The organism is Hydrogenimonas thermophila (assembly GCF_900115615.1).
GTDB classification, from domain to species: domain Bacteria; phylum Campylobacterota; class Campylobacteria; order Campylobacterales; family Hydrogenimonadaceae; genus Hydrogenimonas; species Hydrogenimonas thermophila.
Window position 1 is genome coordinate 21,937 of sequence record NZ_FOXB01000010.1, and the last position, 24,477, is coordinate 46,413.

Genomic DNA, 24,477 nt, shown 5'->3' on the forward strand with positions numbered 1-24,477 from the left:
ACAATTTAAACAGTAGGAAAAGCTTGTGATTTATGAAGATAAAGATTTTATGATAGAGTGGGAAGAGAGTGAAGTACCATGGATCAAAATTTTTGTTAAAGAGAAGTACAAAGAGATTACTGATATGCCAAAAACATTGCGTTTGAAACTTTGGAAGCTTAGTGAAACAGTAGAGACAGCTTTACGTGAAAAGTTTAAACCAGATAAGATAAATCTTGCATCATTTGGCAACTATGTTCCTCAGGTACATATACATATAATGGCAAGATTTTCAACAGATAGTTTTTTCCCTGAGCCTATGTGGGGAAAAATAGAGCGTAAAGGGACCTATATATTTAAAGATGAAGATAAAGTTGATTTTGAAAAATATTTAATTGAAAAAATAGAGAATTTGGTATAATAGCCGTATGCAAGTAAATGTAAACTCAATGTTAGCGTATCAATCGTGGATGAATCAAAGTGCAAATAATGTTGCAAATATTAATACTGAATCGTTTGATGCAAACCGTACAGTTATAGAAGAGGGTCCTGTTCCTGTAAGTGAATCAACAGGCAAGCCTACTGATCTTGCAAAAGAGATGACAGATCAGATTGTTGTTGCTGATGGATTTGAAGCACAGGCAAGTGTCATTAAGACATATGATGAGATGTTGGGCACACTGCTCGATATGAAAGGGTAATATTATGACAAATTTAAACGTGAGTAACAGCAGTGTTATGCTAAGTGACAATGTTGGAGTTATAAAAAAAGCATTGGATGTTCAAGAGAGAGACATTATGTCTATTTTATCTTCTTCGAGTGTAAATGCACCTACTCAAAATACTCAAGAGCAGTCTAAGCAGGTGGCTCAACTGACTGGTATGGGGCAAAATATAGATATTAAAGCTTAAAAATTAAAAAAATTAGCTGACAACCTTTTTTAGAAGAGAGACAGTCTCTTCAAAAGTGATACTTTGGGTTGCACTTTGCCTTAAAAAGTTTTCCATAGCCTCTTTTCTCTCTAATGCTGCATCAAGTTCTGGGTCTGTGCCTTTTTGGTATGCTCCAATACGAACAAGCATCTCATTCTCTTTTAAAAGTGCCAAAAGCTGTCTAAATTTTTGAGCAGCAGCTAAGTGATCAGGAGTTGCAACATCTCCCATAACACGAGAAGCTGATGATAGAATATTTACAGGCGGGTAGATACCTTTATCTGTAAACTCTCTACTAAGTACAATATGACCATCTAAAATACTTCGGCTTTGATCAGCAATAGGATCGCTTAAATCATCTCCTTCTACAAGAACAGTAAAAAATGCTGTAATAGATCCTTGACCCTCCTCTTTTCCTGCTCTCTCCATCAATTGTGGAAGAAGTGTAAGTGAAGATGGAGGGTAACCTTTTGATGTTGGTGGTTCTCCAAGGGCAAGTCCAATTTCACGTTGTGCCATAGCAAAACGTGTTACAGAATCCATCATAAAAAGTACATCATGCCCTTTTCGCTTAAAGTATTCTGCTACACTCATAGCACTGAAGGCACCATATTTTCTCATTAGAGCGCTATCATCACTGGTTGCTACTACTATTACAGTATTTGTTAAGTCATTGCCTAAGTTTTTTGCTATAAATTCAGGTACTTCACGTCCTCGTTCACCTATTAGTGCAACTACTTTTATTGTTGCTTCACTACCCCTTACAAGCATTCCCATTAACGTAGATTTTCCAACACCGCTTCCAGCAAATATACCAAGTTTTTGTCCTTTACCACAAGTTAGTAATCCATCAATACTCTTTACTCCAACACTGAAATGCTCATCAATAAGCCCTCGTTTCATAACATCCATAGGAGCTTTCATAATAGGTTCATACTCATCTAAATAGATTGCTCCCTTACCATCAATCGGGTTCATAAATGGATCAACTACACGACCAAGCAGATTGTCACCAACAGGAATATCAAGACTTCTTCGATTTAAAAGTACTTTATCGCCAACCTGCATACCCTCTACAAAACCAAACGGTGTTATGGTAAAACTGTCTGCTCCCAGTGAAGTTACCATACCAAGCCGTCTCTCATCACCGGTAACAATAGTTACACTTTGACCAATACTAACTTTTAGTCCAGTAGCAATAATGGCATTTGCATTAATACTCTTAACAACCCCGTATGTAGGGGAGAGACTGGTATTTTTAATTCGTTTTCTAATAGATTTGAGTGGCATTAGTAACGTGGACGAAGAGGTGCATTTACCATACTCATAAACTCTTCTCGAGTCTTTGCATCACTCTTGAAGAGTCCCCTAAGTGCTGAACTAACCGTTGTAGAGTTTATCTTTTCAACTCCACGCATCTCCATACACATATGACGTGCTTCAACAATAACACCAACCCCCTTTGGCTGAATAGTTTCCAAAATAGCATCAGCAATCTGTTCTGTCATCTGCTCTTGAATCTGCAAGCGTCTTGCATATATATTTACCATTCGGGGAATTTTACTTAGACCAACTACTTTGCCATCTGGAATATAAGCAACATGTACTCGTCCTATAATTGGCAGCATATGGTGTTCGCACATAGAGTAAAACTCAATATCACGAACAAGAACCATCTCATCGTTGCTGCTTTCAAAAAGGGCATCATTGAGTACCTTTTTAGGATCCATTTTATACCCTTCGCAAAGGTGCTCAAAAGCTTTATATACTCGATGAGGTGTTTTTTTCAGTCCTTCTCTGTTTGGATCTTCACCTATAAGTTCAAGAATCGTTGTTATAGCTTCTTCAAATTTTTTAGCTTTTTCAATGGACATGTATTGCTCTCTTTTCAAATTTAGACTTTTAATAGTATAACTTTTTTTGGGTAAAAAAGTCCCTATATTTATGGTAGTAGACTTATAAAGTAACTTTTGGGTAAAATAATGCCACTAATTTTTTAAAAAGGTTGAATGTTTATGGAAGTGACTGCTAAGAAGATCGATAATGCGAATGTGGTTATCGAAGCAACTATTGCTAAAAATGACATTGATGGTAGGGTAGACAAAATTGCCAAGCAAGCTGCAAAACAGATGAAAATTGACGGATTCCGTCCTGGAAAAGCACCAGTATCTGTTGTAAAAAAACGCCTTGGCGATCGTCTAGTTCAGGATGCTGAAGCTGAAGCTCTTCGTGAAGTACTCAATACAGCATCTAAAGAGTTGGAGCTTGATGCTGAAAAAATCATTGGAGAGCCAGCTGTAACAAAGTTTGACCGTGGTGAAGAAGCAATTGAAGTAGAGTTGAAGCTTAGCCTTAAGCCAGAAATAGAGATTGAAGATATTAGCGATATAGTTCCTGAAGTTAAAACACCTCGTGTTACAAAAAAAGAGGTAGAAGAGCGCATTCAAGAGTTGGCTGAAGCACAAGCACCATTTGAGTCTATTGAAGAAGATCGTGGATTAGAAAATGGTGACTTAGCTGTTTTCGATTTTGAAGGATTCCTTGATGGTGAGCCATTTGAAGGTGGTAAAGCAGAAAACTTTGAATTGCGTATAGGTAGCGGACAATTCATTCCAGGCTTTGAAGAGCAAATGGTTGGAATGAAAAAGGGAGAAGAAAAGAGTATTAAAGTTACTTTCCCAGAAGATTACCGCAACAAAGATCTTGCTGGTAAAGAGGTGGAATTCAAGATTAAACTACATGACATTAAAGCAAAAAAAGATGTTGAAATAGATGATGAGCTTGCCAAGAAACTTCTTGGAGATGAAAATGGCACTCTTGAAAAACTTGAAAAAGAGGTAAAAGAGCAAATTAGAAGTGAAAAAATGACTAAGCTCTATAATGATGAGCTTAAACCTAAGCTTGTAGAAGCATTGGTTGAAAAATTTGAGTTTGATTTGCCAGAGAGTGTTGTTTCACAAGAAGTAGAATTAGCTCTTCGAAATAAAGTACAGCAAATGAATGAAGAAGAGATTGCTGAACTTCGTGAAAATGAAGAGAAAGTAAATGAGCTTCGTGAAGAGCTTCGTGCAGATGCTGCAAAGAGTGTAAAAGCTACTTTCATAGTTGATGCATTAGCTAAAAAAGAGGGTGTTGAGGTTAATGATCAAGAGATGATGCAGACAATTTTTTATGAAGCAATGAGCATGGGGCAAGATCCACAACAAACACTTGAATATTATAAAAAACAGAATCTTCTACCTGCAATCAAAATGGCAATGATAGAAGATAGACTGTTGACAAAACTTCTTAATGATAAAAATGAAAAAAGTAAAGATAAAGAAGAGAATACAGAAAAAGAAGAAGCATGAGTTACGTACCATTTGTAATCGAAAAGAGCGGACGGGGTGAGCGATCTTACGATATCTACTCTAGACTTCTTAAAGATCGCATCATTATGCTTAGTGGAGAGATCAACGATGCTGTAGCATCGTCGATCGTGGCACAGCTTCTATTTTTGGAAGCTGAAGATCCAGATAAAGATATCTATCTTTACATAAACTCTCCAGGTGGTGTTATTACAAGTGGTTTTAGTATTTACGATACAATGAACTATATTAAACCTGATATTGTCACAATATGCATAGGACAAGCAGCATCTATGGGTGCATTTCTTCTTACCTGTGGTACTGCTGGAAAACGGTATGCTCTTCCAAGTTCACGTATTATGATACATCAACCACTTGGTGGAGCTCAGGGACAAGCTACAGATATTGAGATTCAGGCAAAAGAGATTTTACGTCTGAAAAAATATCTTAATAAAATAATGGCTGATAGAACAGGAAAAACAGTCCGTACAATAGAAAAAGATACGGAGCGAGATTTTTTTATGAGTGCCGAAGAGGCTAAGGAGTACGGTCTGATAGATGAAGTACTGACACGAAGTTTTAAGTAAAGAGTAAGCTATGAGTGTAAATAAAATCCGTCAACCAAAAGCACAAGGATTAGAAGAGCCAACAAGCGAGTTAGAGCTGTATGCTCAAGAAGTTATGAATGAGATGGTACGTCAAAATGTGCCTCCGACACCTTCAAACTTTGATGCATATTTTGACAAAATGCTTGAAAGTAAATCGCCTGAATTCAGAAAACGGATTTTAAAAATACTAGAGTTAGAAGATACAGGAGAGCATGAACAGCAAACAATGATGGAACAGCATCTTAAAGATGCATTTGTTAATATTAAAAAGTTCATGCAACTCATAAATTTAATTTATAAAAATCTTCGTCATCTAGTAGCACTCATAGATAAACGACGTTATGAATTAAAGGCAGTTGCCGATAAAGCTGGCATAATGACTCTTCTTGATACTCTTGAAAAAGATATGCAATCTATGAATGAGATAATCAAAAAAGAGTCTAAAACAATTAAAGCAACTTATGAGGCAACAAGTGAACTTGTTTATGAAGTTCAAGAACTTGCAATATATGATAGTAGATTTGGTGTATATAAAAAGAAATATTTTATCCGTAAGGTTGAACAAGAAGCTAAGCTAATAAAAGAGTTCCATCATGAAAGTAGTATTATGATGGTACGAGTTAGTGAAAAGCTTCTTAAAAAAATTGAGAGCCAAAAAGTCAGGCAAATGATTTTGCGTACTGTAGCTAGACTCCTTTTAAAAACTTCACGACGGAGTGACTTGGTTGCAGTTTATGATGATGAAGTTTTCACTATTTTGATGCGTCATACTTCTGTTCAAAATGCAAAAAGAGCAGCAGAGAGACTAAAGGATCTTGTTAACAATACAAACTTTTTTGTTGGAGATAACGAAATCAATTTAGATGTCAATATAGGAATTGCACGTATAGATTTGGAAAGAACTTTAGAAGTAACTTTAGTGTGTGCTCTTGATGCCATTGCACTTGGTGAGAAAAACAATATGCCATATGGTATTTGTCCTCAAGACGAGGAGGCTTAATGGTTCGTAAAATCGTTGTCTATCCAGATAAGCGGTTAAAGCAAAGAAGTAAAGAGGTTGTTGATTTTAATAATGAATTACACCTATTACTTGATGATATGAATGAGACAATGCTAGCTGGTAATGGAATAGGTTTAGCTGCTATTCAAATAGGGGTTCCATTAAGAGTTTTATTGATTAACTTGCCTGATGAAGAGGGAAATCAGTATCCTGAAAACCTTTTGGAAGTTATAAACCCTGTTATTTTGGAAAAGAGAGGTTCTACAACATACACTGAAGGGTGTTTGAGTGTACCAGACTATTATGATGATGTAGAGCGAGCTGAATGGATACGGGTAGAGTTTTATAATAGACATGGAGAACGACAAGAGATAGAAGCTGATGGATTGCTTGCTATTGCATTTCAGCATGAGATGGATCATTTGGATGGACATCTTTTTATAGAAAAACTATCTTTTTTAAAGAGAAAAAAGTTTGAAAAAGAGTGGAAGAAGAAGCAAAAAGAGTTACAAAAAAGCAGTAAATAGTATGCAAAATAAAGATATAGTTTGAAACAGCTACTCTCTGCTACTCTTGATGGGATTAATGCAAAAAAAGTAGAAGTTGAAGCTGCATTTACAAAAGGTTTGCCAGCATTCGGAATAGTTGGATTGGCAAGTTCATCTATTCAGGAAGCAAAAGAGCGTGTTAAAGCTGCTTTGCTAACCAATGGATTCTCTTTTCCTCCTCTTCGTATAACTGTCAGTATGTCTCCATCAGATTTACTTAAAACTGGCAGTCATATGGATCTTGCTATAGCATTGGTTATAGCCCTTCAAAATGAGAATATAGATTTAGAAGATTTTTATGTTTTTGGAGAGCTTGGACTGGATGGTAGGCTTAAAGATACACGTTCTATCTTTCCTATACTTCTTTCACTAAGAAATCAAAAACTAATCACCAAAGCTATTGTTCCAACAGAATCATTGGAAAAACTCTCAATGATACCTGGAATCACCTATATAGGTGTTGAAAACCTTTTTGAAGCAATTGCAGTTTGTAAAAAAGAGCAGCCTCCAAGAGAGATAGAAGCAACACCAATTGATGGTGAAACCATTGAAGTAGGTGAAGTAAACTACTTTTTTATAAAAGACTATCCTGAAGATTTTTTAGATGTAAAAGGTCAAGAGATCGCTAAACGGGCATCTTTGATTGCAGCTTCCGGTATGCATAATATGTTAATGGAAGGGAGTCCAGGGTGTGGTAAGAGTATGATTGCCAAACGTTTACAACATATCTTGCCTCCAATGTCACTTGAAGAGATCCTACAAGCAAATCAGTATGCATTGTTAGGAAATGAAGAACCTATATTTGAACCAAAGAGACCACAAAGGTCACCTCATCATTCTGCAAGTAAGCCAAGTATTTTTGGGGGAGGTTCCCATCACGCAAAAATAGGAGAAGTTGCTCTTGCCAATAGCGGCATTCTATTTTTCGATGAGTTTCCACACTTTTCTAAAACTGTACTAGAGGCACTAAGAGAGCCTTTACAAGACTATAAAGTGCTTATTTCTCGTGTTAACAGTAAAATAGCTTATGATACAAAGTTTATGTTTATTGCAGCACAAAACCCTTGTCCTTGTGGAAATCTTTTAAGTTCTATTCATACTTGCCGATGCAGTGATTTAGAGATTAAACGTTATAAACAGCGTTTGTCAGATCCTTTGCTTGATAGGATTGATATATATGTACAGATGCAAGAAAGTTCTTCTGAAGATAAACCCTCAATAAGTTCTTCTTCTATGCATAAAGAGGTAATAAAAGCCTTTATTCAGCAAATGAAAAGAGGTCAGAAGCATCTTAATGGTAAATTGGATGAGAAAGAGATAGAAAAATATTGCATACTTGATAATGAAGCAGAACAGGTTTTATATAAAGCTGTAAATAGTTTTGGTTTAAGTCATCGAAGTGTAGCAAATGTAAAAAAAGTTTCAAGAACAATTGCAGATTTAGAAGAGTCTAAAGAGATAGAGAAAAGACATATATTGGAAGCTCTTAGCTTTAGAAGAAGGAGTTAAAAAAATACTCCTTCTAAAAAATTTCATTAAAAAATTGCTACAGCCCATTTAGTAACAAAATAACCTGCAACAATAAGCCATGCAAACATAAGCAGAGCAAGAAGAATAGGTTTAATACCAGCTTGTTTAAATTTTTCAGCATTAGTTTCCATTCCAAGTGCAGTCATTGCCATTGTAAGCATAAAGGTATCAATTTGATTAATATCATTTACAATTGTTGCAGGTATGATTTCTAGTGAATTAACTCCACTCATTACAACAAACCATACAGCAAACCATGGAATGACAAGTTTTACACCTCCAGCTTCTTTTCCAGACTTTCTTGCTACAGATGAAATTAAAATTCCTAAAATTATCAATACGGGAGCTATCATCATTACTCTTGTCATTTTTACAATAACAGCATCATCTGCTGCTGCTCCTCCTATTGCACCTCCTGCAGCTACAACTTGAGCAACTTCGTGAACGGTACCTCCTACATATATTCCATATGTTGCTGGGTCCATCCCCAAAATACCAGTTTTATATACAAAAGGGTAAACAAACATTGCTATAGTACCGAATAGTACTACTGTACCTACAGCAATAGCACTTTTATATGGTTCAGCTTTTAGAACTGGTTCAGTTGCCAAAACAGCTGCTGCCCCACATATAGAGCTTCCTGCAGCAGTTAAAATCGATGTATCTCGGTCTAATTTAAATATTTTCATACCTGCCCATGAACCTAGTAAAATAGTAGTTGTAAGCATAATAACCGAAACTGCAAAACCTGCTGCACCTACATCCATTATCTGCTGAAATGTAATTCTAAATCCATAAAAAACGATTGCAAGCCTAAGTAACTGTTTAGCAGAAAAGACAATACCAGGTACCCACTCTTTTGGAAGATGGTTTCTTAAAGTATTGGCATATATCATTCCTATAATAATACCTATGATTAATGGACTGATTGCCAAATTTTTTATAAAATCAATTTGAGAAATTTGAATAGCAGCAATAGAAAATAGGGCAACAAACAGAATGCCATTTAGCGTATAACGGATATTTTCTTTAGAAAAAGCCATAGATATCCTTTTAATGAAAATATTAAAAAAATTATAATAAAAAAAAATCAATAAGCAAAATAAAATAAATATGATATAATAATAAGAATTTTTGTTGAAGGTGAAAAAAGCGATGAAAATAACACTAAGACAAATGGAGATCTTCCTTGAAGTTGCTCAAATAGGGCATTTGACAAAAGTTGCTGAAAGAATGGGCTTAAGTCAGTCTGCTGTATCTATGTCAATTAAAGAGTTAGAAAGCATTATAGGATATAAACTTTTTGACAGAATAAATAAAAAGTTGGTTCTTAATGAAAAAGGTAGGGCTTTTGCTGAAGCAATATCTCCTCTAGTGAGTAAGCTTAATGATATTGAAGAGGAGTTTAAAAATGATGAAAATAATGGAGAGCTTCTAATAGGTGTCAGTACAACGATAGCTGACTATCTAATTCCTCCTATAATTTGTCAATATATGAACAGCTTTCCTCAAGTGAAAGTCAATTTAAAAGTAGGAAATACCCGCAAAATTGTAGAGATGATTGAAAATGGTCAAGTTGATTTGGGATTTGTTGAGGGAAATGTTGACTCAACATCTATAAAACAAGAAGTTGTTGGACTTGATGAACTCATTATAGTTACAGGTGACAGAAATTTAGCTATGGCTCAAGATGAGTACTATATAGACAGCCTTCTTGGAAAGCAGTGGATTTTAAGAGAAGAGGGCTCTGGTACAAGAGAGGTGTTTTTAACACATCTTGGAGATTTGGCATCTCAGTTAAACCTATTTTTGGAGCTTGGTCACCCTGAATCTATTAAAAATATGTTGATTCAAAGTGGTAAATGTCTTACTTGTCTTCCTCGTATTAGTGTAATGAAAGAGCTTGAGAGAGGAGACCTTTATGAGATAAAGACTAAAAACCTCAAGTTTGAACGTCAATTTCTTCTGATATATCATAAAGATAAATATAAAACGTCACTTCTAAGTAAATTTATCTACTTTACTAGAATGCAGTTAGGTAAAATACTCGAGCATTAATATGCTCGGGTTATTTTGTTTTTTCTATAGCTAATTTATACTCTTCTGGATGGTTCAAGTTAAAGAAAGGATCATCATTTTCAAAATAAACAAAATCTGTGTTTGATGTTTTAAGAAGATATCCTAATCTATGTTGGTTGTTTTTAACCATCTCTTTTAGTTTTGGTAGTAGGTTTTTAGTATAAATACCACACATAGGATGAATGCCATTTGGGCTTTTTGCAATTACAGCATCTTTATTCTCTTTTTCATGCACCTCTATTAACTTTTTTATCACTTTTTCATCTACAAAAGGTGTGTCAACACTTATTGCAAAGAAAGCATTACTTTTTAGTTGGTTGAAAATTGTCAGCAATCCTGCTGTTGGAGCATAAACCCCCAATGTTTCATCATCAAAAATAGTTGGAGCTTTAAAAGGAAATTTGTCACTTTTTGTGCTGATATAAATCTTTTCAAAAAGTGGAAGTAGTCGATGGTATTGATACTCTGTAAGAGTAGAAAACTCACCGAATGGAAGAAGAGCTTTATCTTCTCCCATTCTTGAGCTTTTGCCACCTGCAAAGATTATGCAGGGGATGGAAAATTTCATTTATATATCACGTGGATCTACAATTTTTCCAGCAATTGCACTAGCAGCTGCAACGGCTGAGTTTGCAAGGTATATTTCACTGCTTCTTGCACCCATGCGACCAACAAAGTTTCGGTTGGTAGTAGAGATACAGCGCTCATTGTCGCCAAGAATTCCCATATAACCACCAAGGCAAGCGCCACAAGTAGGATTCGATACAACAGCACCAGCATCGATCAAGGCATCAATATATCCTGCTTTCTCTGCTGCTTTGAGTATTTTTTGAGTTGCAGGTGTGACAATCATTCTTGTATGGCGTGCTACTTTTTTACCTTTTACAATCTCAGCTGCAATCTTTATATCGCTTAATCGTCCATTTGTACAGCTTCCAATGAAGACTTGATCAATTCTCAAATCATCTGCAACTGCCTGGCTTATAGGCTTACCATTGCTTGGAAGATGTGGGTAAGCAATTACCGGTTCAAGCTTGCTGACATCAATTTCAATTACTTGGCAGTAGTTGGCATCTTCATCAGAGTAGTGGAACTTAGGTTCACGTGCCAAAGGTTTGTCTGCAAGGAACTCTTTTGTAATGTCATCACAAGCGATGATACCACTCTTTGCACCAGCTTCGATTGCCATATTACAAAGGCTGAAGCGATCATCCATACTTAAGTATTCAATAGTATCTCCGGTAAACTCAAGAGCTTTATATAGAGCACCGTCAACACCAATCATGCGAATGAGTTCTAAAATTAAGTCTTTACCGTAAATATGTTCACCAGGTTTTCCGGTAAATACCACTTTGATCGTTTCAGGTACTTTAAACCAGTTGCCGCCGGTGATCATTGCAAAAGCCAAGTCAGTTGATCCCATACCTGTTGAGAAAGCTCCCAATGCACCGTGTGTACAAGTATGGCTGTCTGCACCGATTATGACATCTCCTGGTACAACAAGCCCTTTTTCAGGAAGCAGTGCGTGTTCAATCCCCATATCTTTCTCATCAAAGAAGTGTTTGAGGTTATGTTTGTAAGCAAATTCACGGCTGATTTTTGCTTGGTTTGCACTTGCTATATCTTTAGCCGGAATAAAGTGGTCCATAACAATAGAAAAACCGTCAGGGTTTGCCAGTTTAGTAGCACCACTCTCTTCAAATGCACGAATAGAGATAGGTGTTGTAATATCATTACCGATTACCATATCGATGTTACAGCGTACTATTTCACCCGCTTTGACTTCACGTCCAACATGTTCACTAAAAATTTTTTCTGTAATAGTCTGTCCCATAAAAATCCTTACCAGTGTCCTTAATTAGTGCGATTATATCAAAAAAGTGCTGTTGAAATTTACAAAGGTTAAATATTTCTCTTCACTGATTTGTTGTATGACTTTTCGTATAGTAGTTCAGGGTCTAAATCTAACTGATTTGCCCATTCAATACTATCAAAGCTTACTCTAACACTTTCAAATAAATTTTTATCTTTTAGTTCTTTAAATTTACCAATTTCCAAATATGGTTTTACATCAAATATTCTTTCTTCATTATTTTCAAACTTTAATAACAGTGTATAGTCTTCCAAAGGTTTTACATCTTTTATTGCTAAATACATATTAAAACTCCTATTTTAGAGGGTCAATTTTAAATGGTAATTCACCATTTTGTGCTAATTCCCAATCAGCTAATAACTCTTCTTTTCTAAGCTCAACCCAAGCTAAAACAAGTCTAAGTTTATTTTTTGGTAGATTACCTTCAACTAACTCCACCTTGTTAATATCGATAATAGCTTTATTATCTTGGTAATATACATGAATATGAGGTGGATTATGCTCTTTTGGAGCACAATACATTCTGATAATTATTCCATAAAACATTGAGATAGTTGGCATCTAAAATCCTTAAAAAATACTTCACTTATTATACTATAACCCATTTGGTTAATTAACTTTGTCATTTTGATTCTTTGAGAAACTTTAACTGATTTTTAGCCTAAAAACCTGCGAGTCAAAATGGAATATAAAAAATTTACAAATCAGTCTATATGCTACAATAACTGCATATAAATCATATACTAAAGAGAGATGTGAAAGATTAATGAAATATTATGAATTAAAAGAGCTGACACAATATTTTAAAAAATTTAACCAAATAAGAAGCATTGGGCGTATTGATGATAATGTGATCCGTATTGAGTTTGATAGAAAGATTTTCATTGGATTTGATATGTCACGAGGGCGATCAGAACTATTTTGGGCTGACAATATGTTACCAGTTAGAGAGTATAATGCACCATTTGACAGTTTGTTAAAAAAAAGATTTAACGGTGCAAAAATTTTAAATGTCACGCTTGTTGATGATGATAAAATTTTAAGGTTTGACACAGCTTTACAAGGAGCTTACAGGTTTACAAAAACATCATTGCAGTTTGAGTTTACAGGTCGTTACACAAATGTGATAATTTTAGATGAGAATGGTATTGTTTTAGAAGCTCTTCGTCATATTGACAGTGATGCAAGTTTCAGAACTGTTCAACCTGGAGTAGTTTTAAAGCCGTTAAAACCATACAGTGGTAAGCGTCAGAGTGGAACTATTGAAGATATAGAGGAGTATTTAAAGCAAAGAGCAATTAAACGAGTTCAAAATCGTCTGCATCAGCTTAAAACACGCTATGGCAAACAGCTTCAAAAGAAGATTGAACGTTTAAAAGCAGAGTTAAAGAGACTTCCTTGTAAGAGTACACTTGAAAAAGAGGTTGAAACCTATTCAACATATGGTGCAATTGTTTTGGCTAATCTGCATAAAATAAAGCCATATGATACATCTTTGACAACTGTTGACTTTGAAGGAAACCAAATTAAGGTAGATTTACCTTCATTGCCAAACCCAAAACGGATAGGGGAACACTTTTACAATCTCTCACGTCGTGCATCAAATAAACTTAATAATCTACATATAGAGGAAGAGAATTTAAAATCGAGAATTGAGTTTTATGAATGCCTGCTCTCCAATCTAAAATCGGCAGAGAGTGAAGTACAAATTGCTCTTCTTTTTCCTCCAAAGCAACAACATAAAAAGAGACGTGAAAAGATGCAGTGTGAAGTTTTTTGGATAGATAAATATAGAGTTTTAGTGGGACGTAACGAACGTGAGAATATTTGGGTTTTAAAACAGTCTCGTGCAAATGATTTATGGTTACATTTAAAAGATAGACCCTCATCACACTGTATTATACAAAGCAGTGATAGAAAACAGATTGCAAGAGAAGTTATAGAAAAAGCGGCACGAATTTGTGTTGAAACAAGTGTAACTCAACCTGGAGATTATCTGGTCGATATTACTTATAGGCGTAATGTTAAAATTGAACGGGGTGCACATGTTACATACACAAATTACGACACCATAAAGGTAAGAAAGGAATAAAACATGGCTGTTTCACCGCTGACAAACATCGTCTTTATAAATCAAAATATGCATGTTGCTGCCGGTGTACAGACAGCCCAATTTAACAGGTATGATTTGCAAAATATTGCCGCACAGGCATTAGTCAATGAAAAAGAGAAAATAGTTGAAGAGGTTCGACCTGTAGAGGAGTCTTACAAGGTAGATCCTGATCGTGAACATGAGCGTGAAAAGGCAAAAGAGCAAGAAGAGGAGCGTGAACAAGCTGCTAATCATAAGCCAAAAAGTAAAGAGAGTGATGCTGAAAAGAGTAGTGATGTGACAATAGATGAAGATGGTAATCCTCATTTAGATATTCTTGTTTAACCTAAAATCCGTTATACTAAAAGAAAATTCAGACTGAAGGGTTTGTATGAGTCTTTTTTCTATTTTTACAGATAATAAGCAGCGTTTTTTAACAGGCATTATATTAATAGCAGTTGTAGCAGCCATCGGTCTGATCAATAACTTTTTTGTTATTTGGCTCTTTTTTGGAATTGTCTATATGTTCTCATTTTATGAGGCTATGCGCCTATTTAAAATAGAGAATAATCAAATGTATGCATATGCAGCCGGATTGTGGCTTTTGGCACTTATTTATCCAAATCCTGATGATCTCTTTTTCTTAATAGCAGTAGTCTTTGCATCTTTACTTGCCTATACCAGAGAGTTTGATAAAAAGCTTTTTCTTCCATTTCTTTACCCTACGGCATCATTTCTTTTTCTTCTAACTCTTTACAACGACTTTGGAATAGATTCTCTAATCTGGCTTGTTGTTGTAGTAGCACTGACAGATATAGGTGCCTTTTTTGTTGGTAAAATGGCAGGAAAAAGACAATTTTGTGTAACTTCTCCAAATAAAACTATTGAAGGTGTTGCCGGTGGAGTAGTTATTGCAACATTTGCAGGCTTCTTTACAGGGAGTATGCTAGTAGATTGGCCTCAGGCACTGCTTATCTCTTTTGGTGTTTCTGTTGCATCTATATTTGGTGATCTGTTTGAAAGCTATCTTAAGCGTGAAGCAGGTGTAAAAGATAGCGGAAATATTTTGCCAGGTCACGGTGGTATGCTTGATCGTGTAGATGGGTATCTCTTTAGTGGTATAGTTATGGTTCTTTTGCTTAGGGGGTTGCTGTAAGTGGTTGTTTTAGGATCAACTGGCTCTATAGGTGTTAATACTCTTGAAGTTGCTAGACGCTTTAACATACGTGTAGAAGCATTAGTGGCAGGAAATAATATTGAGTTGCTAAAAAAGCAAATTTTAGAGTTTAAACCCTGTTTTGTCTGTGTAGCCAGTGAGTCTTTAGCAAAATTAATTGACCATCCTCGTGTTTTTTGGGGTGAAGATGGCATTTTGGAAGTAATCAGAAATAGTAGCTCCTCTATTGTTGTAAATGCACTGGTTGGTTTTTTAGGGTTACGTCCAACTATTGAAGCTATTAGAGAGGGAAAAACTGTTGCTTTGGCAAACAAAGAGTCGCTTGTTGCTGGTGGTGCGTTTATAGATCCAAAACATTTGCGTCCTATAGATAGTGAACACTTTGGTCTTTGGTATTTGCTAAGTGGCAGAAAACCTAAGAAGATGGTAATTACTGCAAGTGGTGGAGCATTTAGAGATACTCCTTTAGAAAAAATAGAGAATGCCACTTTAGAAGATGCACTAAAACACCCTAACTGGAGTATGGGAGCCAAGATTACTATTGACAGTGCCACAATGACAAACAAGCTTTTTGAACTTCTTGAAGCAAAGTGGTTTTATGACTGTGAAAATATTGATGCTGTTATTGAGACAAAATCTGTTATTCATGCTCTTGTAGAGTTTGTTGATGGTGCTACAACAGCCCAAATGGCTCATCCAGATATGAAACTTCCGATATCTTATGCCTTGATGCAAAAGGTTGATACACCTATACTAGAGCCTGTCAATCTACTGGAAGTTGGATCACTGGAATTTCGTGAAATAGATTCAAAGCGTTACCCTGTTTGGGAGATAAAAGATGATCTGCTTAAACATCCAAAACGAGGTGTTGTTGTAAATGCTGCCAATGAGGTGGCTGTCTCTCTATTTAGTGATGGAAAAATCAGATTTGGTCAAATTGCTAAACTGACAATGAGTGCTTATGAGCATTTTAGTAATGTCGATCCTAAGAGTCTTGATGAGGTTTTTGAGATTGATCGTGAAGTAAGAAGCTGGTGTAAAAAGGTTTCAGTGTGAAAAATAGGACCTTACTACTGCACGGCTGGGGAGGCAGTGACTACCCTCACTGGCAGGCTTGGTTGGCAAGTGAACTTGCTAAAGATTATGGAACTGTCAGTTTCCCTCTTATTCAACATCCACACTATCCACATATAAACAGATGGAAAAAAGAGGTTAAATCGCATCTAAAAGATTTTAGACCAGATACTGTAATTTGCCACTCTCTTGCCAATACTCTTTGGTTTCATCTTTGCAATGAAGGAGAGATAGAGCCAGTTGAAAAGTTGATACTTGTTGCTCCTCCACGTCTTAACTGTGATATAGAGACAATAAAGAGTTTTTTTCCTGTCACTGCTCCAAAAAATCTTTTTGCAAAGAGTTCAATACTAGTTGTCTCTACCAATGATCCATATATGACACAAGATGAAGCGTGGGAGATGCAAGAGATACTGGGAATTCCAATGAAAGTAATAGAAAATGCAGGACACATAAATTCCGATAGCGGATATGGTGAGTGGCCTTGGATATTAGAGTATCTAAAAAGTGGTGAAATTTGTCCAACAGAAGAGAGACCTAAATCATGATTTTAAGTATAGAGAGCAGCTGTGATGATAGCTCTATTGCAATAACAGAGATTGCTACCAAAAAGCTTATTTTTCATCGTAAAATTTCTCAAGAGCTTGAACATGCAAAGTATGGCGGTGTAGTACCAGAACTGGCAAGCAGGTTGCATGCAGTTGATTTGCCAAAACTTTTGGAAGAGGCTGAACCTTTTTTGAATGATTTAAAAGCAGTTGCTGTAACAAATGAACCAGGTCTTTCAGTCACTCTTCTTGAAGGTGTGGCAATGGCTCAGGCGCTAAGTATTGCTAAAGATTTGCCGCTTATTCCTATTAATCATCTTAAAGCTCATATATACTCACTTTTTATTGAAAAAGAGGCAATTTTTCCAATACTTGTACTGCTGATCTCCGGCGGTCATACAATGGTACTAGATGTCAAAGGGTATGATGAGATAAAAGTTTTAGCTACTACTATGGATGACAGTTTTGGAGAGAGTTTTGACAAGGTAGCTAAGATGATGGGGCTTGGATATCCTGGAGGTCCTATTGTTGAAAAATTGGCTCTACAAGGTGATTCGAAAAAATTTTCTATGCCTATTCCTCTTCAAAACTCACCAAAACTCGCTTTTAGCTACTCTGGAATCAAAAATGCTGTAAGGCTCGTTGTTGAAGCAAATCAGCCTCTTGATGAAGAAACAAAAGCCGATATAGCAGCAAGTTTTCAAAAAGCGGCAATTGCCCATCTAATGCAAAAGAGCAAAAAGATATTTAAAGAGCTTAAGCCCAGAAATTTTGCTATTGTTGGCGGTGCAAGTGCAAATCTGGCAGTACGTAAAGCATTTACCAATTTGTGTGAAGAATTTGACTGTAATATACATTTAGCAGATCTTGCCTACTGCTCCGACAATGCTGCAATGGTTGGACGATGCGCAGTTGATGCATATGAGTTAAAAAAGTTTATATCTGCTCTAGATATTGAAGTTCAGCCAAGAACAGATGTCATTTAGCATTTTGCTCTGGCTTTTGTTCAGGGCTATTAACTTTTTTTGTATCTATTGATGATCCGTTTTTTCTTAAACTTTCACCTATAAAGATCCCTTTTTGCTCTATTATAAGGTCCTCACATACAATTTTTCCTACAATTTTTCCTCCGCTTACAATTTCAACTACATCACTCTCAATACTACCTTCAAAAAAACCACTTACCATAACCTTTTTAGCAAAAACTTCACCTTTTGCTCCACCTTTTTTGCCAATGCTTAAGCTATTGTCAATTTCTATTTTACCCTCTACATATCCATCAATATGAAGTTTGCCTTGTACTAAAATTTTTCCTTCTATTTTTGTGCCGTGAGCGATGATGGTTGTGCTGTTTGAAGATGATGGCGTCGAATCTGATTTACTAAAGAGTCCCATTTTACTGCTTTCTCCTTTCTAAAAATAGTGTCAAAATTTTTTAAATCCCATTTTATGAACTTTAGAGGGTTTAATGATATTTGAAGATATCTAATCTCATAATGAAGATGAGGACCATTGCTTAAACCACTGTTGCCAGTATATGCAATAATATCACCTTTTTTAACAAAATCACCTGTTTTTACTTTACATTTATATAGATGGCCATATAAAGTTTTAAACCCATAAGCATGATCAAGAATCAAAAGCACTCCAAAGCCACTTCTTTTATGTGGACCTGCAAATTCAACAATTCCATCAGCCGGTGCACGTACAGGAGTTTTAAGAGGTGCCCTAAGATCAATGCCTTGGTGAAACTCTTTTTTCTTTAATATAGGATGAATTCTATTTCCATATTTACCAGTAATACCATTATATGGTACAGGTGAACCATTTGGAATGAGTTGCAACATTAAACTTTTAAGTGCGGCATCAGGGTGTATTGCTTCAACACGAGTGATTAGGTTGACCTCTTTTGCAGGTTTTATACCTAAAAGCTCTTCTATGCTTTGGATTTTTTCATTAACAGAAGATAGTTCTTGAGATTTAGCTTGGATTTTTTCATAAAGTTCTCTATTTTTGCTTTGAAGAGAATCTTTTTTATTTTCCAATAAAAGAGTCTCTTTTTGCAATATATCAACTTTTTTAGATAAGTAGTAAATGGCAGTACCGGAAAAAATAAGCAATAAAGTTACAAATATAATAGAATACAGAAGTAATTTTTTTATAATTTTACTAATAGTAAAGTGTTTAGAACCGTATATATCGGTAACTGTAATTAAGATTTTATTTCTCATATATTCTTTCTAAAAAGCAGTTATAAATAAAAAAACTATATTTCTTATTGTAGCATATAGTATTTATGGTTTTTAGTAATCATTTTAAATCTTGTTAAATTATTCAGGAAAAAAATTAAAATATTTTAATTAAGACAAAATTTATCCTAATTAAGTACAATAACGTCAAGCACATTGATTGTGCACGTTCATATTGAATATGTCAATAAAACAAAAACAATAAAAAGGAAATCCTATGGCAACAACTAAGCTTAAAGGTAATGAAGTAAAATTGGCTGGTAATGAAGTTAATGTTGGAGATAAAGCTCCAGAAGTAACTGTAGTAAATTCTGACGGTCTTGCAGATAAAAAAGTTGGTGGAGCACAAGATAAAGTACAACTTCTTGTAGTAGTTCCTTCACTTGATACACCAGTTTGTGCAGCAGAAACTCGTAAGTTCAATGAAAAAGCTGCTCAAATTGAAGGTGTTGATACAACTGTTATCTCTATGGACCTTCCATTTGCTGCTGGACGTTTCTGTTCTGCTGAGGGAATTGAAAACCTTACAGTTGCATCTGACTTCCGTAACAAAGATTTTGCAAACGCATATGGTGTTCTTATTGCTGAAGGTCCACTTGCAGGTGTAACTGCTCGTGCAATCTTTGTTATTGACAGAGATGGTACTGTTGTTTACAAGCAACTTGTTCCTGAAATTACTGAAGAACCAGAGTATGAAGAGGCTCTTGAAGCTGCAAAAGCTGCTGCTAGCAAATAATTTTAAAATATAAAGCTGCTACATTAGGGGAAATAAAAGGGTTGGCTTTAAGCCATCCCTTTTTTTAATTTAATATAAACTACAAAACTGACTCTTTCTAAAAACTTCAAAATAATACACATTTATTCTCTTTATTTTAACTGTGGTATACTGCATAAAGATTATTTTTTATTATAAAAAATAATTTGAGTAAGATTGTTGATAATAAAAATTTTGATGAATAGCCATTCATTAAATTAAAATTAAATTTATCAGCAAGTAGTTACACTTCTGTATGTGTTAATAAATAACCATTCATTCATTAAAGGAGACTTCATGGAAGTGGAAATCTCAAGAAGAAGATTCCTTCAGGGAACAGTTGCTTTGACTGTTCTTGGTGCTTCTGGGGTATCTGGCTCAGGTTTGCTTAAAACCAGTGATGCTAGAGCTGACAGTAGCAAGAGAAAAGTTGTTCCTACACTTTGTGAAATGTGTGTCAACAAGTGTGCGGCATATGCAGTAGTAGAGAATGGTATTGTGAAAAAGCTAGATCCAAACCCTCACTTTCCAAAATCGAAAAATATGTTATGTGCCAGGGGAAATGCCGGTATTCATGCACTCTATGATCCAGATAGATTAAAGTACCCAATGATTAGAGTAGGTAAAAAGGGTGAAGGCAAGTTTAAACGTGTAACTTGGGATGAAGCGTATGAAGCTATTCTTAATGGTACAGATAAATTCAAAGGTTTAAAACAGATCCTTGAAGAGGAGAAAGATAACAGATCAACTATCTCTTACTGTGCTGGTGAAGGTATGGCAGAGCATACATTTAAAAGTTTCATGGCAGATAAATTTGGTTCTTCAAACTTTGTAAATCATGCATCTATCTGTCTGCAGACAACAGTTTCAGGCTATGCTCTAACTATAGGCGGATATGGTCTTGATGATTTGGAGAATGCAAATTATGTAATTATGGCAGGTGCCAATCGTGCAGAAGCAATAATTACACCTGATACTATGGATATTTTCAAACGTACAAGAGGACGTGGAGCTAAACTTGTAGTTATTGACCCAAGATATACAAATACAGCAGCTCAAGCTGATAGATGGGTTCCTATAAAAGTAGGAACAGACTTAGCATTTGTTTTAGCTCTTACATATGTTGTAATGACAGAGACTCTTTATAATAAAAAGTTTGTTGAAGAGAATGTTGATGGTTTTGAAGAGTATCGAAACTATATTGTTAATGAGAAAAAGTACACTCCTGAATGGGCAGAGAAAATTACAGGGGTGGATGCTGAAACTATTAGAACTATAGCACGTGAATTTATGGCTCATGCACCAAGAGCTATCTACTATCAAGGTCGTCGTACAGCGTGGAGTAAACAAGATTTTCAACTTAGACGAGCTCAGGCAATATTTACAGCTTTGGGTGGTGGTATAGATGTAAAAGGTGGAATTGTTTTTGGAAAGAAACTACCTTTGGGAAGTCATGAAATAAATGCACCAATGTATGCAAATGCTGAGTCTAGAATAGATCGTAAAGAGGCGGCTATTGTAGGTGGTAGTGGAACCTGGATAGGTTTTAGAAATATGATTGTAGAGGATCGTACGCCATATCCAGTTAGAGGAATGTTTATCTATAAACAGAACCCAATGTTAAGCGTACCAAATACAAAAAAAACAAGACAAATGTTTGAAAAGATGGATTTGGTAGTTGCTATAGATACAATGCCAAGCGACACAGTAATGATGGCTGATGTAGTTTTGCCTGAGTGTACATATCTTGAGCGTGAAGATCCTGTTAAATCGTTTGGAGGTATAGAGCCATCTATTGTATTGCGTCAAAAAGCAATTGATCCAATGTATGACACTAAGCCTGTTATTGAGATTATCAGAGGGTTGGCTCAGAAGGTTTCGAAACCTCTTTTTGAGATAAGCAAGAAGTATGATGAAGATCTTCAAAGTGAGTTAGAAGATCGTCCAGAAGAAGAGGTTTACAATGAAGATGGCTGGAACTTGGCAGATGCTTACCTTCAAAGTCAAGAAGAGATCAATGAACATCTTGTAGTAAGTGAGTATGGAAAAGAGGCTTACGAGACTTTAAAAGAGAAGGGTGTCTTCTATCCAAATATGGATAAATACTTTAAAAAGATATCTGAAAATGAGTATGAGTACTACCCTGAAGAGGCAAGATACTACTCTGTCAATGCATTAGAGAAATTTGACAACAGTGTTTACCACGATACCTGCGTAGATGAAAAAGAGATAGCAGCACTTAGACGCAAATTTAAGACACCATCAGGGAAAGTGCAGTGTAACTTTAAATCATTGGCAAAAAAAGGTATTGATCCTATGCCAACTTGGCATGATGAGATGTATCAAGAGACGCCAGAAGGTAAATTTAAATTTATTACAGGAAGACACGCTCAGTTTACACAAAACTCCACTGCAAATAATATTATGCTTCTTGATCTAATGCGTGAAAACTATCTTTGGATAAACAAAGAAGAGGCAGAAAAACGGGGTATAAAATATGGTGACTTGGTAGAGGTAGAAAGTAAAATAGGAAAGGTTCGTATAAAAGCGTATCCAACCAGCAAAATTATACCTGGTGTTCTCTTTTATGTTCATGGTTTTGGAAGTGAAAGTACAGGTATGACATTTGGTTACAGAAATGGTGCTAGTGATAACTTGATTATAGAAGATGTCATAGAACCTGTATTTGGCAGTGCAGCGATGCATGAAACAATTGTCGATGTAAGAAAGGTGTGATCATGAATTTTGCAATGGCATTGGATTATCAAAGTTGTATCAACTGTAAAGCATGTGAGACAGCATGTAAAGAGGAAAATGGTGTTCAACTTGGTGCAGATAAACAGCGTATATGGGTTGGACAGACAGAAGAGACAATATTTGGCAGACCTTTTGTAAACTTCTACCCTTCACAGTGTAACCACTGTTTAGATGCCCCTTGTGTAGATGTTTGCCCAACAAATGCAAGTCATTTTGCAGTAGGCGGTTTAGTAATGGTTGACAAAGAGAAGTGTATTCTTTGTAAAGGTTGTATGGAGGCTTGCCCATATGATGCTCGTTTTGTTGATGACAAAAAGGTTGCTGTTGACAAGTGTACATTCTGTTACGATACCCGCATTTTAAATGGTGAAACTACAACAGCTTGTCAAGCTACCTGTCCTACCAAAGTAAGACTTTTTGGAGATTTGGATGATGAAAATGGTGAATTGGTACAACTTCTAAAGAGTCGTAAGTTTTTTGTTCTTAAAGAGGATGAGGGGACAGTTCCTAAGCTTTTCTATCTTGTACCAGAACAAGACGAAAATTTTGCAATGAGATCAATTGGACACAATACAAAGATATATACGTGGGATGAGTTTAAGCCTATTATTGAAAAAGCTAAAGCAAAAAGGAGTCCACAATGGAAAAGTATGTAATAGCAGGTCTTGAAATCAATAGAGTCTCATTCAAAGATCTATTTTTCAATAGGACAATGCTAATTGCCTATATTCTATTAGCATTGGGAATATATGGTATTTATGAAGTATTTGATGAGAGATACTTTATGCTCACAGCAAATGCACATGATGCTGCACTAAATCCTGGAAGCAGAGATGTTGCAATAGCAATGAAAGAGGCAGTATTTGGTGATGGGGGTGAAGTAAAGCGTGATGCTCCTTGGTCTTTGTATATTGTCAATTATATGTATATGATTTACAGTGGTAGTGGAATAATCTTTTTAGTGGCATTGGCTGAGATTTTTAATGTTGAGATTATTAAAAAGACAGCGGCTGGTTTTATGATGTTTGGGTTAGCAATGGTATTTGGAGGTCTCTTTACTATTGCAGTTGACCTAAATATTTTACATATGCATTGGATGTTCTTATCTCCAAATGTAACTGCAGGTATGTGGCTAATGCTTCCTCTTTATCTTTTTTATATTCCATTTGTTCTTTTTGAGATATATCTTTTAATTACAAAAAATCATGAATGGGCAAAAAGGATAGCTTATCCGGTTATCATAATGAGTATTGTTGTAGACATTGTTGAGTACTACATTCAAGCAAAACTTTTTGATATGAATACAGCACGACACCTTTGGACAACATACCCTGCATTGACACTATACTTTATTGTTTCAGCATTTGTTGCTGCAGTTGCAATTATGATCATCTACTCAATCTTTGTCTATCGTGACAAGCTAAAAGATGAGTTTGGTGAGTTATTGAATCTACTTAGAAAAACATCACTTTATGTAATTGGATTGTTAGCAGCTTATGAAGCAACAGCTTTTTTGTTTATCGACAAAAATTGGGGAGGTATCATACTTTTTGGTGACTTTAAGTACTACTTTTATCTCTATCTCTCTTTAGCAGTAGCATTGCCTTTTATGATGGAGTTTAAAGGGCATAAAAGTATTGTGTTAACTTCATTAGGAGCTGTATCAATGATTATTGGTACCTATATAGGTCGTTATATTTTTGTTTATGGCGGTAATGCGTATCCGATGAGCGATAGATTTGGTACAGGATTTGAAAAATATGGTGAGTATGAGCAGATGAAAGATTTTATTTTCTATTTTCCTCATTTTGGGGAAGTACTTGTTGTTATAGGCTCAATAGGCGTTGTATTAGCTGCATATAAAATATTCGATTCTCTCTTCTCTGTTTCTCGCATCTCTTCTCACTAAAAAAGGTTGTAGAACATCAA

The 24,477-nt window shown here is 35.5% G+C and carries 28 protein-coding genes; 19 read left to right on the top strand and 9 right to left on the bottom strand.

Annotation, left to right across the window (positions count from 1 at the left end):
• Positions 1-25: 25 nt before the first annotated feature.
• The 3 genes from BM227_RS04820 to BM227_RS04830 are packed head-to-tail and all read left to right on the top strand — an operon-like array spanning position 26 to position 891.
• Positions 26-400, top strand: coding sequence for an HIT family protein (locus BM227_RS04820; RefSeq protein ID WP_092911724.1), 375 nt, complete (start codon positions 26-28; stop codon positions 398-400).
• Between the two features lie 7 nt (positions 401-407).
• Entirely contained in the window at positions 408-680 is a 273-nt protein-coding gene (locus tag BM227_RS04825) for a flagellar basal body rod C-terminal domain-containing protein (protein WP_092911726.1), read from the top strand.
• Between the two features lie 4 nt (positions 681-684).
• A complete protein-coding gene (locus BM227_RS04830; protein ID WP_092911728.1) occupies positions 685-891 on the top strand; it encodes a hypothetical protein in 207 nt (68 codons plus the stop codon).
• Between the two features lie 12 nt (positions 892-903).
• Here the strand turns inward: BM227_RS04830 and fliI are convergent, their stop codons facing one another.
• Both fliI and folE read right to left on the bottom strand, forming a co-directional pair.
• A complete protein-coding gene (gene fliI, locus BM227_RS04835) occupies positions 904-2,202 on the bottom strand; it encodes a flagellar protein export ATPase FliI (RefSeq protein WP_092911730.1) in 1,299 nt (432 codons plus the stop codon).
• Positions 2,202-2,786: a GTP cyclohydrolase I FolE gene (gene folE, locus BM227_RS04840; RefSeq protein ID WP_092911732.1), complete on the bottom strand. Its 585-nt coding sequence runs from the start codon at positions 2,784-2,786 to the stop codon at positions 2,202-2,204. Before folE ends, fliI begins: the two co-directional genes overlap by 1 nt.
• A 141-nt stretch (positions 2,787-2,927) precedes the next feature.
• On the opposite strand from folE, the gene tig reads away from it, so the two are divergent.
• From tig to BM227_RS04865, 5 genes are read left to right on the top strand one after another with little or no spacing between them, the layout of a single operon-like run.
• On the top strand, positions 2,928-4,262 hold the full coding sequence (gene tig, locus BM227_RS04845; protein ID WP_092911733.1) for a trigger factor: 1,335 nt from the start codon (positions 2,928-2,930) through the stop codon (positions 4,260-4,262).
• Complete coding sequence (gene clpP, locus BM227_RS04850) at positions 4,259-4,846, top strand: ATP-dependent Clp endopeptidase proteolytic subunit ClpP (RefSeq protein WP_092911735.1); 588 nt, start codon at positions 4,259-4,261, stop codon at positions 4,844-4,846. Before tig ends, clpP begins: the two co-directional genes overlap by 4 nt.
• A gap of 10 nt (positions 4,847-4,856) precedes the next feature.
• Positions 4,857-5,867, top strand: a complete 1,011-nt coding sequence (locus BM227_RS04855) for a GGDEF domain-containing protein (protein WP_092911737.1) — start codon at positions 4,857-4,859, stop codon at positions 5,865-5,867.
• A complete protein-coding gene (gene def, locus BM227_RS04860) occupies positions 5,867-6,394 on the top strand; it encodes a peptide deformylase (RefSeq protein ID WP_092911738.1) in 528 nt (175 codons plus the stop codon). Before BM227_RS04855 ends, def begins: the two co-directional genes overlap by 1 nt.
• A 21-nt stretch (positions 6,395-6,415) precedes the next feature.
• Positions 6,416-7,924, top strand: coding sequence for a YifB family Mg chelatase-like AAA ATPase (locus BM227_RS04865; protein ID WP_092911740.1), 1,509 nt, complete (start codon positions 6,416-6,418; stop codon positions 7,922-7,924).
• A 26-nt stretch (positions 7,925-7,950) separates the two neighbouring features.
• Here the strand turns inward: BM227_RS04865 and BM227_RS04870 are convergent, their stop codons facing one another.
• Positions 7,951-8,988: a YeiH family protein gene (locus BM227_RS04870; RefSeq protein WP_092911742.1), complete on the bottom strand. Its 1,038-nt coding sequence runs from the start codon at positions 8,986-8,988 to the stop codon at positions 7,951-7,953.
• Between the two features lie 112 nt (positions 8,989-9,100).
• Between BM227_RS04870 and BM227_RS04875 the strand changes: the two genes are divergently transcribed.
• Positions 9,101-10,003, top strand: a complete 903-nt coding sequence (locus BM227_RS04875) for a LysR substrate-binding domain-containing protein (protein ID WP_092911744.1) — start codon at positions 9,101-9,103, stop codon at positions 10,001-10,003.
• A gap of 10 nt (positions 10,004-10,013) precedes the next feature.
• Here BM227_RS04875 and mobA read toward each other — a convergent pair whose 3' ends face one another.
• From mobA to BM227_RS04895, 4 genes are all read right to left on the bottom strand, one after another.
• On the bottom strand, positions 10,014-10,592 hold the full coding sequence (gene mobA / locus BM227_RS04880; protein ID WP_092911746.1) for a molybdenum cofactor guanylyltransferase MobA: 579 nt from the start codon (positions 10,590-10,592) through the stop codon (positions 10,014-10,016).
• The gene (gene leuC / locus BM227_RS04885) at positions 10,593-11,858 is read right to left on the bottom strand and encodes a 3-isopropylmalate dehydratase large subunit (RefSeq protein ID WP_092911748.1); all 1,266 of its coding nucleotides are present in this window, start codon (positions 11,856-11,858) and stop codon (positions 10,593-10,595) included.
• Positions 11,859-11,926: 68 nt separating this feature from the next.
• Positions 11,927-12,181, bottom strand: coding sequence for a DUF2442 domain-containing protein (locus BM227_RS04890; protein WP_092911749.1), 255 nt, complete (start codon positions 12,179-12,181; stop codon positions 11,927-11,929).
• Between the two features lie 10 nt (positions 12,182-12,191).
• Positions 12,192-12,458: a DUF4160 domain-containing protein gene (locus tag BM227_RS04895; protein WP_092911751.1), complete on the bottom strand. Its 267-nt coding sequence runs from the start codon at positions 12,456-12,458 to the stop codon at positions 12,192-12,194.
• 205 nt (positions 12,459-12,663) lie between these two features.
• Here BM227_RS04895 and BM227_RS04900 point away from each other — a divergent pair, with 205 nt between their 5' ends.
• From BM227_RS04900 to tsaD, 6 genes are read left to right on the top strand one after another with little or no spacing between them, the layout of a single operon-like run.
• Complete coding sequence (locus BM227_RS04900; protein ID WP_092911753.1) at positions 12,664-13,989, top strand: NFACT RNA binding domain-containing protein; 1,326 nt, start codon at positions 12,664-12,666, stop codon at positions 13,987-13,989.
• Positions 13,990-13,992: 3 nt separating this feature from the next.
• Positions 13,993-14,334, top strand: a complete 342-nt coding sequence (locus BM227_RS04905) for a hypothetical protein (RefSeq protein ID WP_092911755.1) — start codon at positions 13,993-13,995, stop codon at positions 14,332-14,334.
• A 46-nt stretch (positions 14,335-14,380) separates the two neighbouring features.
• Complete coding sequence (locus BM227_RS04910; protein WP_092911757.1) at positions 14,381-15,145, top strand: phosphatidate cytidylyltransferase; 765 nt, start codon at positions 14,381-14,383, stop codon at positions 15,143-15,145.
• The gene (gene dxr / locus BM227_RS04915) at positions 15,146-16,222 is read left to right on the top strand and encodes a 1-deoxy-D-xylulose-5-phosphate reductoisomerase (protein WP_092911759.1); all 1,077 of its coding nucleotides are present in this window, start codon (positions 15,146-15,148) and stop codon (positions 16,220-16,222) included.
• Entirely contained in the window at positions 16,219-16,788 is a 570-nt protein-coding gene (locus BM227_RS04920) for an RBBP9/YdeN family alpha/beta hydrolase (RefSeq protein ID WP_092911761.1), read from the top strand. The genes dxr and BM227_RS04920 overlap by 4 nt, the downstream gene beginning before the upstream one ends.
• Entirely contained in the window at positions 16,785-17,774 is a 990-nt protein-coding gene (tsaD, locus tag BM227_RS04925) for a tRNA (adenosine(37)-N6)-threonylcarbamoyltransferase complex transferase subunit TsaD (RefSeq protein WP_092911763.1), read from the top strand. The genes BM227_RS04920 and tsaD overlap by 4 nt, the downstream gene beginning before the upstream one ends.
• On the opposite strand, the gene BM227_RS04930 is transcribed toward tsaD, so the two are convergent.
• A complete protein-coding gene (locus BM227_RS04930) occupies positions 17,767-18,183 on the bottom strand; it encodes a bactofilin family protein (protein ID WP_092911766.1) in 417 nt (138 codons plus the stop codon). The genes tsaD and BM227_RS04930 overlap by 8 nt on opposite strands.
• Positions 18,105-19,019, bottom strand: coding sequence for a M23 family metallopeptidase (locus tag BM227_RS04935; RefSeq protein ID WP_092911768.1), 915 nt, complete (start codon positions 19,017-19,019; stop codon positions 18,105-18,107). The genes BM227_RS04930 and BM227_RS04935 overlap by 79 nt, the downstream gene beginning before the upstream one ends.
• Positions 19,020-19,254: 235 nt before the next feature.
• Between BM227_RS04935 and tpx the strand changes: the two genes are divergently transcribed.
• From tpx to nrfD, 4 genes are all read left to right on the top strand, one after another.
• The gene (gene tpx / locus BM227_RS04940) at positions 19,255-19,773 is read left to right on the top strand and encodes a thiol peroxidase (RefSeq protein ID WP_092911770.1); all 519 of its coding nucleotides are present in this window, start codon (positions 19,255-19,257) and stop codon (positions 19,771-19,773) included.
• A 315-nt stretch (positions 19,774-20,088) separates the two neighbouring features.
• Positions 20,089-22,527 (top strand): molybdopterin-containing oxidoreductase family protein, encoded by a 2,439-nt coding sequence (locus BM227_RS04945; RefSeq protein WP_092911772.1) that lies wholly within the window; start codon positions 20,089-20,091, stop codon positions 22,525-22,527.
• 2 nt (positions 22,528-22,529) lie between these two features.
• Positions 22,530-23,204: a 4Fe-4S dicluster domain-containing protein gene (locus BM227_RS04950; protein ID WP_177201994.1), complete on the top strand. Its 675-nt coding sequence runs from the start codon at positions 22,530-22,532 to the stop codon at positions 23,202-23,204.
• Positions 23,189-24,457, top strand: a complete 1,269-nt coding sequence (nrfD, locus tag BM227_RS04955) for an NrfD/PsrC family molybdoenzyme membrane anchor subunit (protein WP_092911774.1) — start codon at positions 23,189-23,191, stop codon at positions 24,455-24,457. Before BM227_RS04950 ends, nrfD begins: the two co-directional genes overlap by 16 nt.
• Positions 24,458-24,477: the final 20 nt, after the last annotated feature.

What these genes read in the sequence shown, in the direction of transcription:
- BM227_RS04935 (WP_092911768.1), bottom strand. Translation starts at nt 19,019, where the DNA reads ATGAGAAATAAAATCTTAATTACAGTTACCGATATATACGGTTCTAAA.
- tig (WP_092911733.1), top strand. Translation starts at nt 2,928, where the DNA reads ATGGAAGTGACTGCTAAGAAGATCGATAATGCGAATGTGGTTATCGAA.
- tpx (WP_092911770.1), top strand. Translation starts at nt 19,255, where the DNA reads ATGGCAACAACTAAGCTTAAAGGTAATGAAGTAAAATTGGCTGGTAAT.
- def (WP_092911738.1), top strand. Translation starts at nt 5,867, where the DNA reads ATGGTTCGTAAAATCGTTGTCTATCCAGATAAGCGGTTAAAGCAAAGA.
- BM227_RS04910 (WP_092911757.1), top strand. Translation starts at nt 14,381, where the DNA reads ATGAGTCTTTTTTCTATTTTTACAGATAATAAGCAGCGTTTTTTAACA.
- fliI (WP_092911730.1), bottom strand. Translation starts at nt 2,202, where the DNA reads ATGCCACTCAAATCTATTAGAAAACGAATTAAAAATACCAGTCTCTCC.
- BM227_RS04830 (WP_092911728.1), top strand. Translation starts at nt 685, where the DNA reads ATGACAAATTTAAACGTGAGTAACAGCAGTGTTATGCTAAGTGACAAT.
- BM227_RS04895 (WP_092911751.1), bottom strand. Translation starts at nt 12,458, where the DNA reads ATGCCAACTATCTCAATGTTTTATGGAATAATTATCAGAATGTATTGT.
- BM227_RS04875 (WP_092911744.1), top strand. Translation starts at nt 9,101, where the DNA reads ATGAAAATAACACTAAGACAAATGGAGATCTTCCTTGAAGTTGCTCAA.
- BM227_RS04825 (WP_092911726.1), top strand. Translation starts at nt 408, where the DNA reads ATGCAAGTAAATGTAAACTCAATGTTAGCGTATCAATCGTGGATGAAT.
- BM227_RS04945 (WP_092911772.1), top strand. Translation starts at nt 20,089, where the DNA reads ATGGAAGTGGAAATCTCAAGAAGAAGATTCCTTCAGGGAACAGTTGCT.
- BM227_RS04950 (WP_177201994.1), top strand. Translation starts at nt 22,530, where the DNA reads ATGAATTTTGCAATGGCATTGGATTATCAAAGTTGTATCAACTGTAAA.
- BM227_RS04905 (WP_092911755.1), top strand. Translation starts at nt 13,993, where the DNA reads ATGGCTGTTTCACCGCTGACAAACATCGTCTTTATAAATCAAAATATG.
- tsaD (WP_092911763.1), top strand. Translation starts at nt 16,785, where the DNA reads ATGATTTTAAGTATAGAGAGCAGCTGTGATGATAGCTCTATTGCAATA.
- clpP (WP_092911735.1), top strand. Translation starts at nt 4,259, where the DNA reads ATGAGTTACGTACCATTTGTAATCGAAAAGAGCGGACGGGGTGAGCGA.
- BM227_RS04870 (WP_092911742.1), bottom strand. Translation starts at nt 8,988, where the DNA reads ATGGCTTTTTCTAAAGAAAATATCCGTTATACGCTAAATGGCATTCTG.
- nrfD (WP_092911774.1), top strand. Translation starts at nt 23,189, where the DNA reads ATGGAAAAGTATGTAATAGCAGGTCTTGAAATCAATAGAGTCTCATTC.
- BM227_RS04930 (WP_092911766.1), bottom strand. Translation starts at nt 18,183, where the DNA reads ATGGGACTCTTTAGTAAATCAGATTCGACGCCATCATCTTCAAACAGC.
- folE (WP_092911732.1), bottom strand. Translation starts at nt 2,786, where the DNA reads ATGTCCATTGAAAAAGCTAAAAAATTTGAAGAAGCTATAACAACGATT.
- leuC (WP_092911748.1), bottom strand. Translation starts at nt 11,858, where the DNA reads ATGGGACAGACTATTACAGAAAAAATTTTTAGTGAACATGTTGGACGT.
- mobA (WP_092911746.1), bottom strand. Translation starts at nt 10,592, where the DNA reads ATGAAATTTTCCATCCCCTGCATAATCTTTGCAGGTGGCAAAAGCTCA.
- BM227_RS04855 (WP_092911737.1), top strand. Translation starts at nt 4,857, where the DNA reads ATGAGTGTAAATAAAATCCGTCAACCAAAAGCACAAGGATTAGAAGAG.
- BM227_RS04890 (WP_092911749.1), bottom strand. Translation starts at nt 12,181, where the DNA reads ATGTATTTAGCAATAAAAGATGTAAAACCTTTGGAAGACTATACACTG.
- BM227_RS04900 (WP_092911753.1), top strand. Translation starts at nt 12,664, where the DNA reads ATGAAATATTATGAATTAAAAGAGCTGACACAATATTTTAAAAAATTT.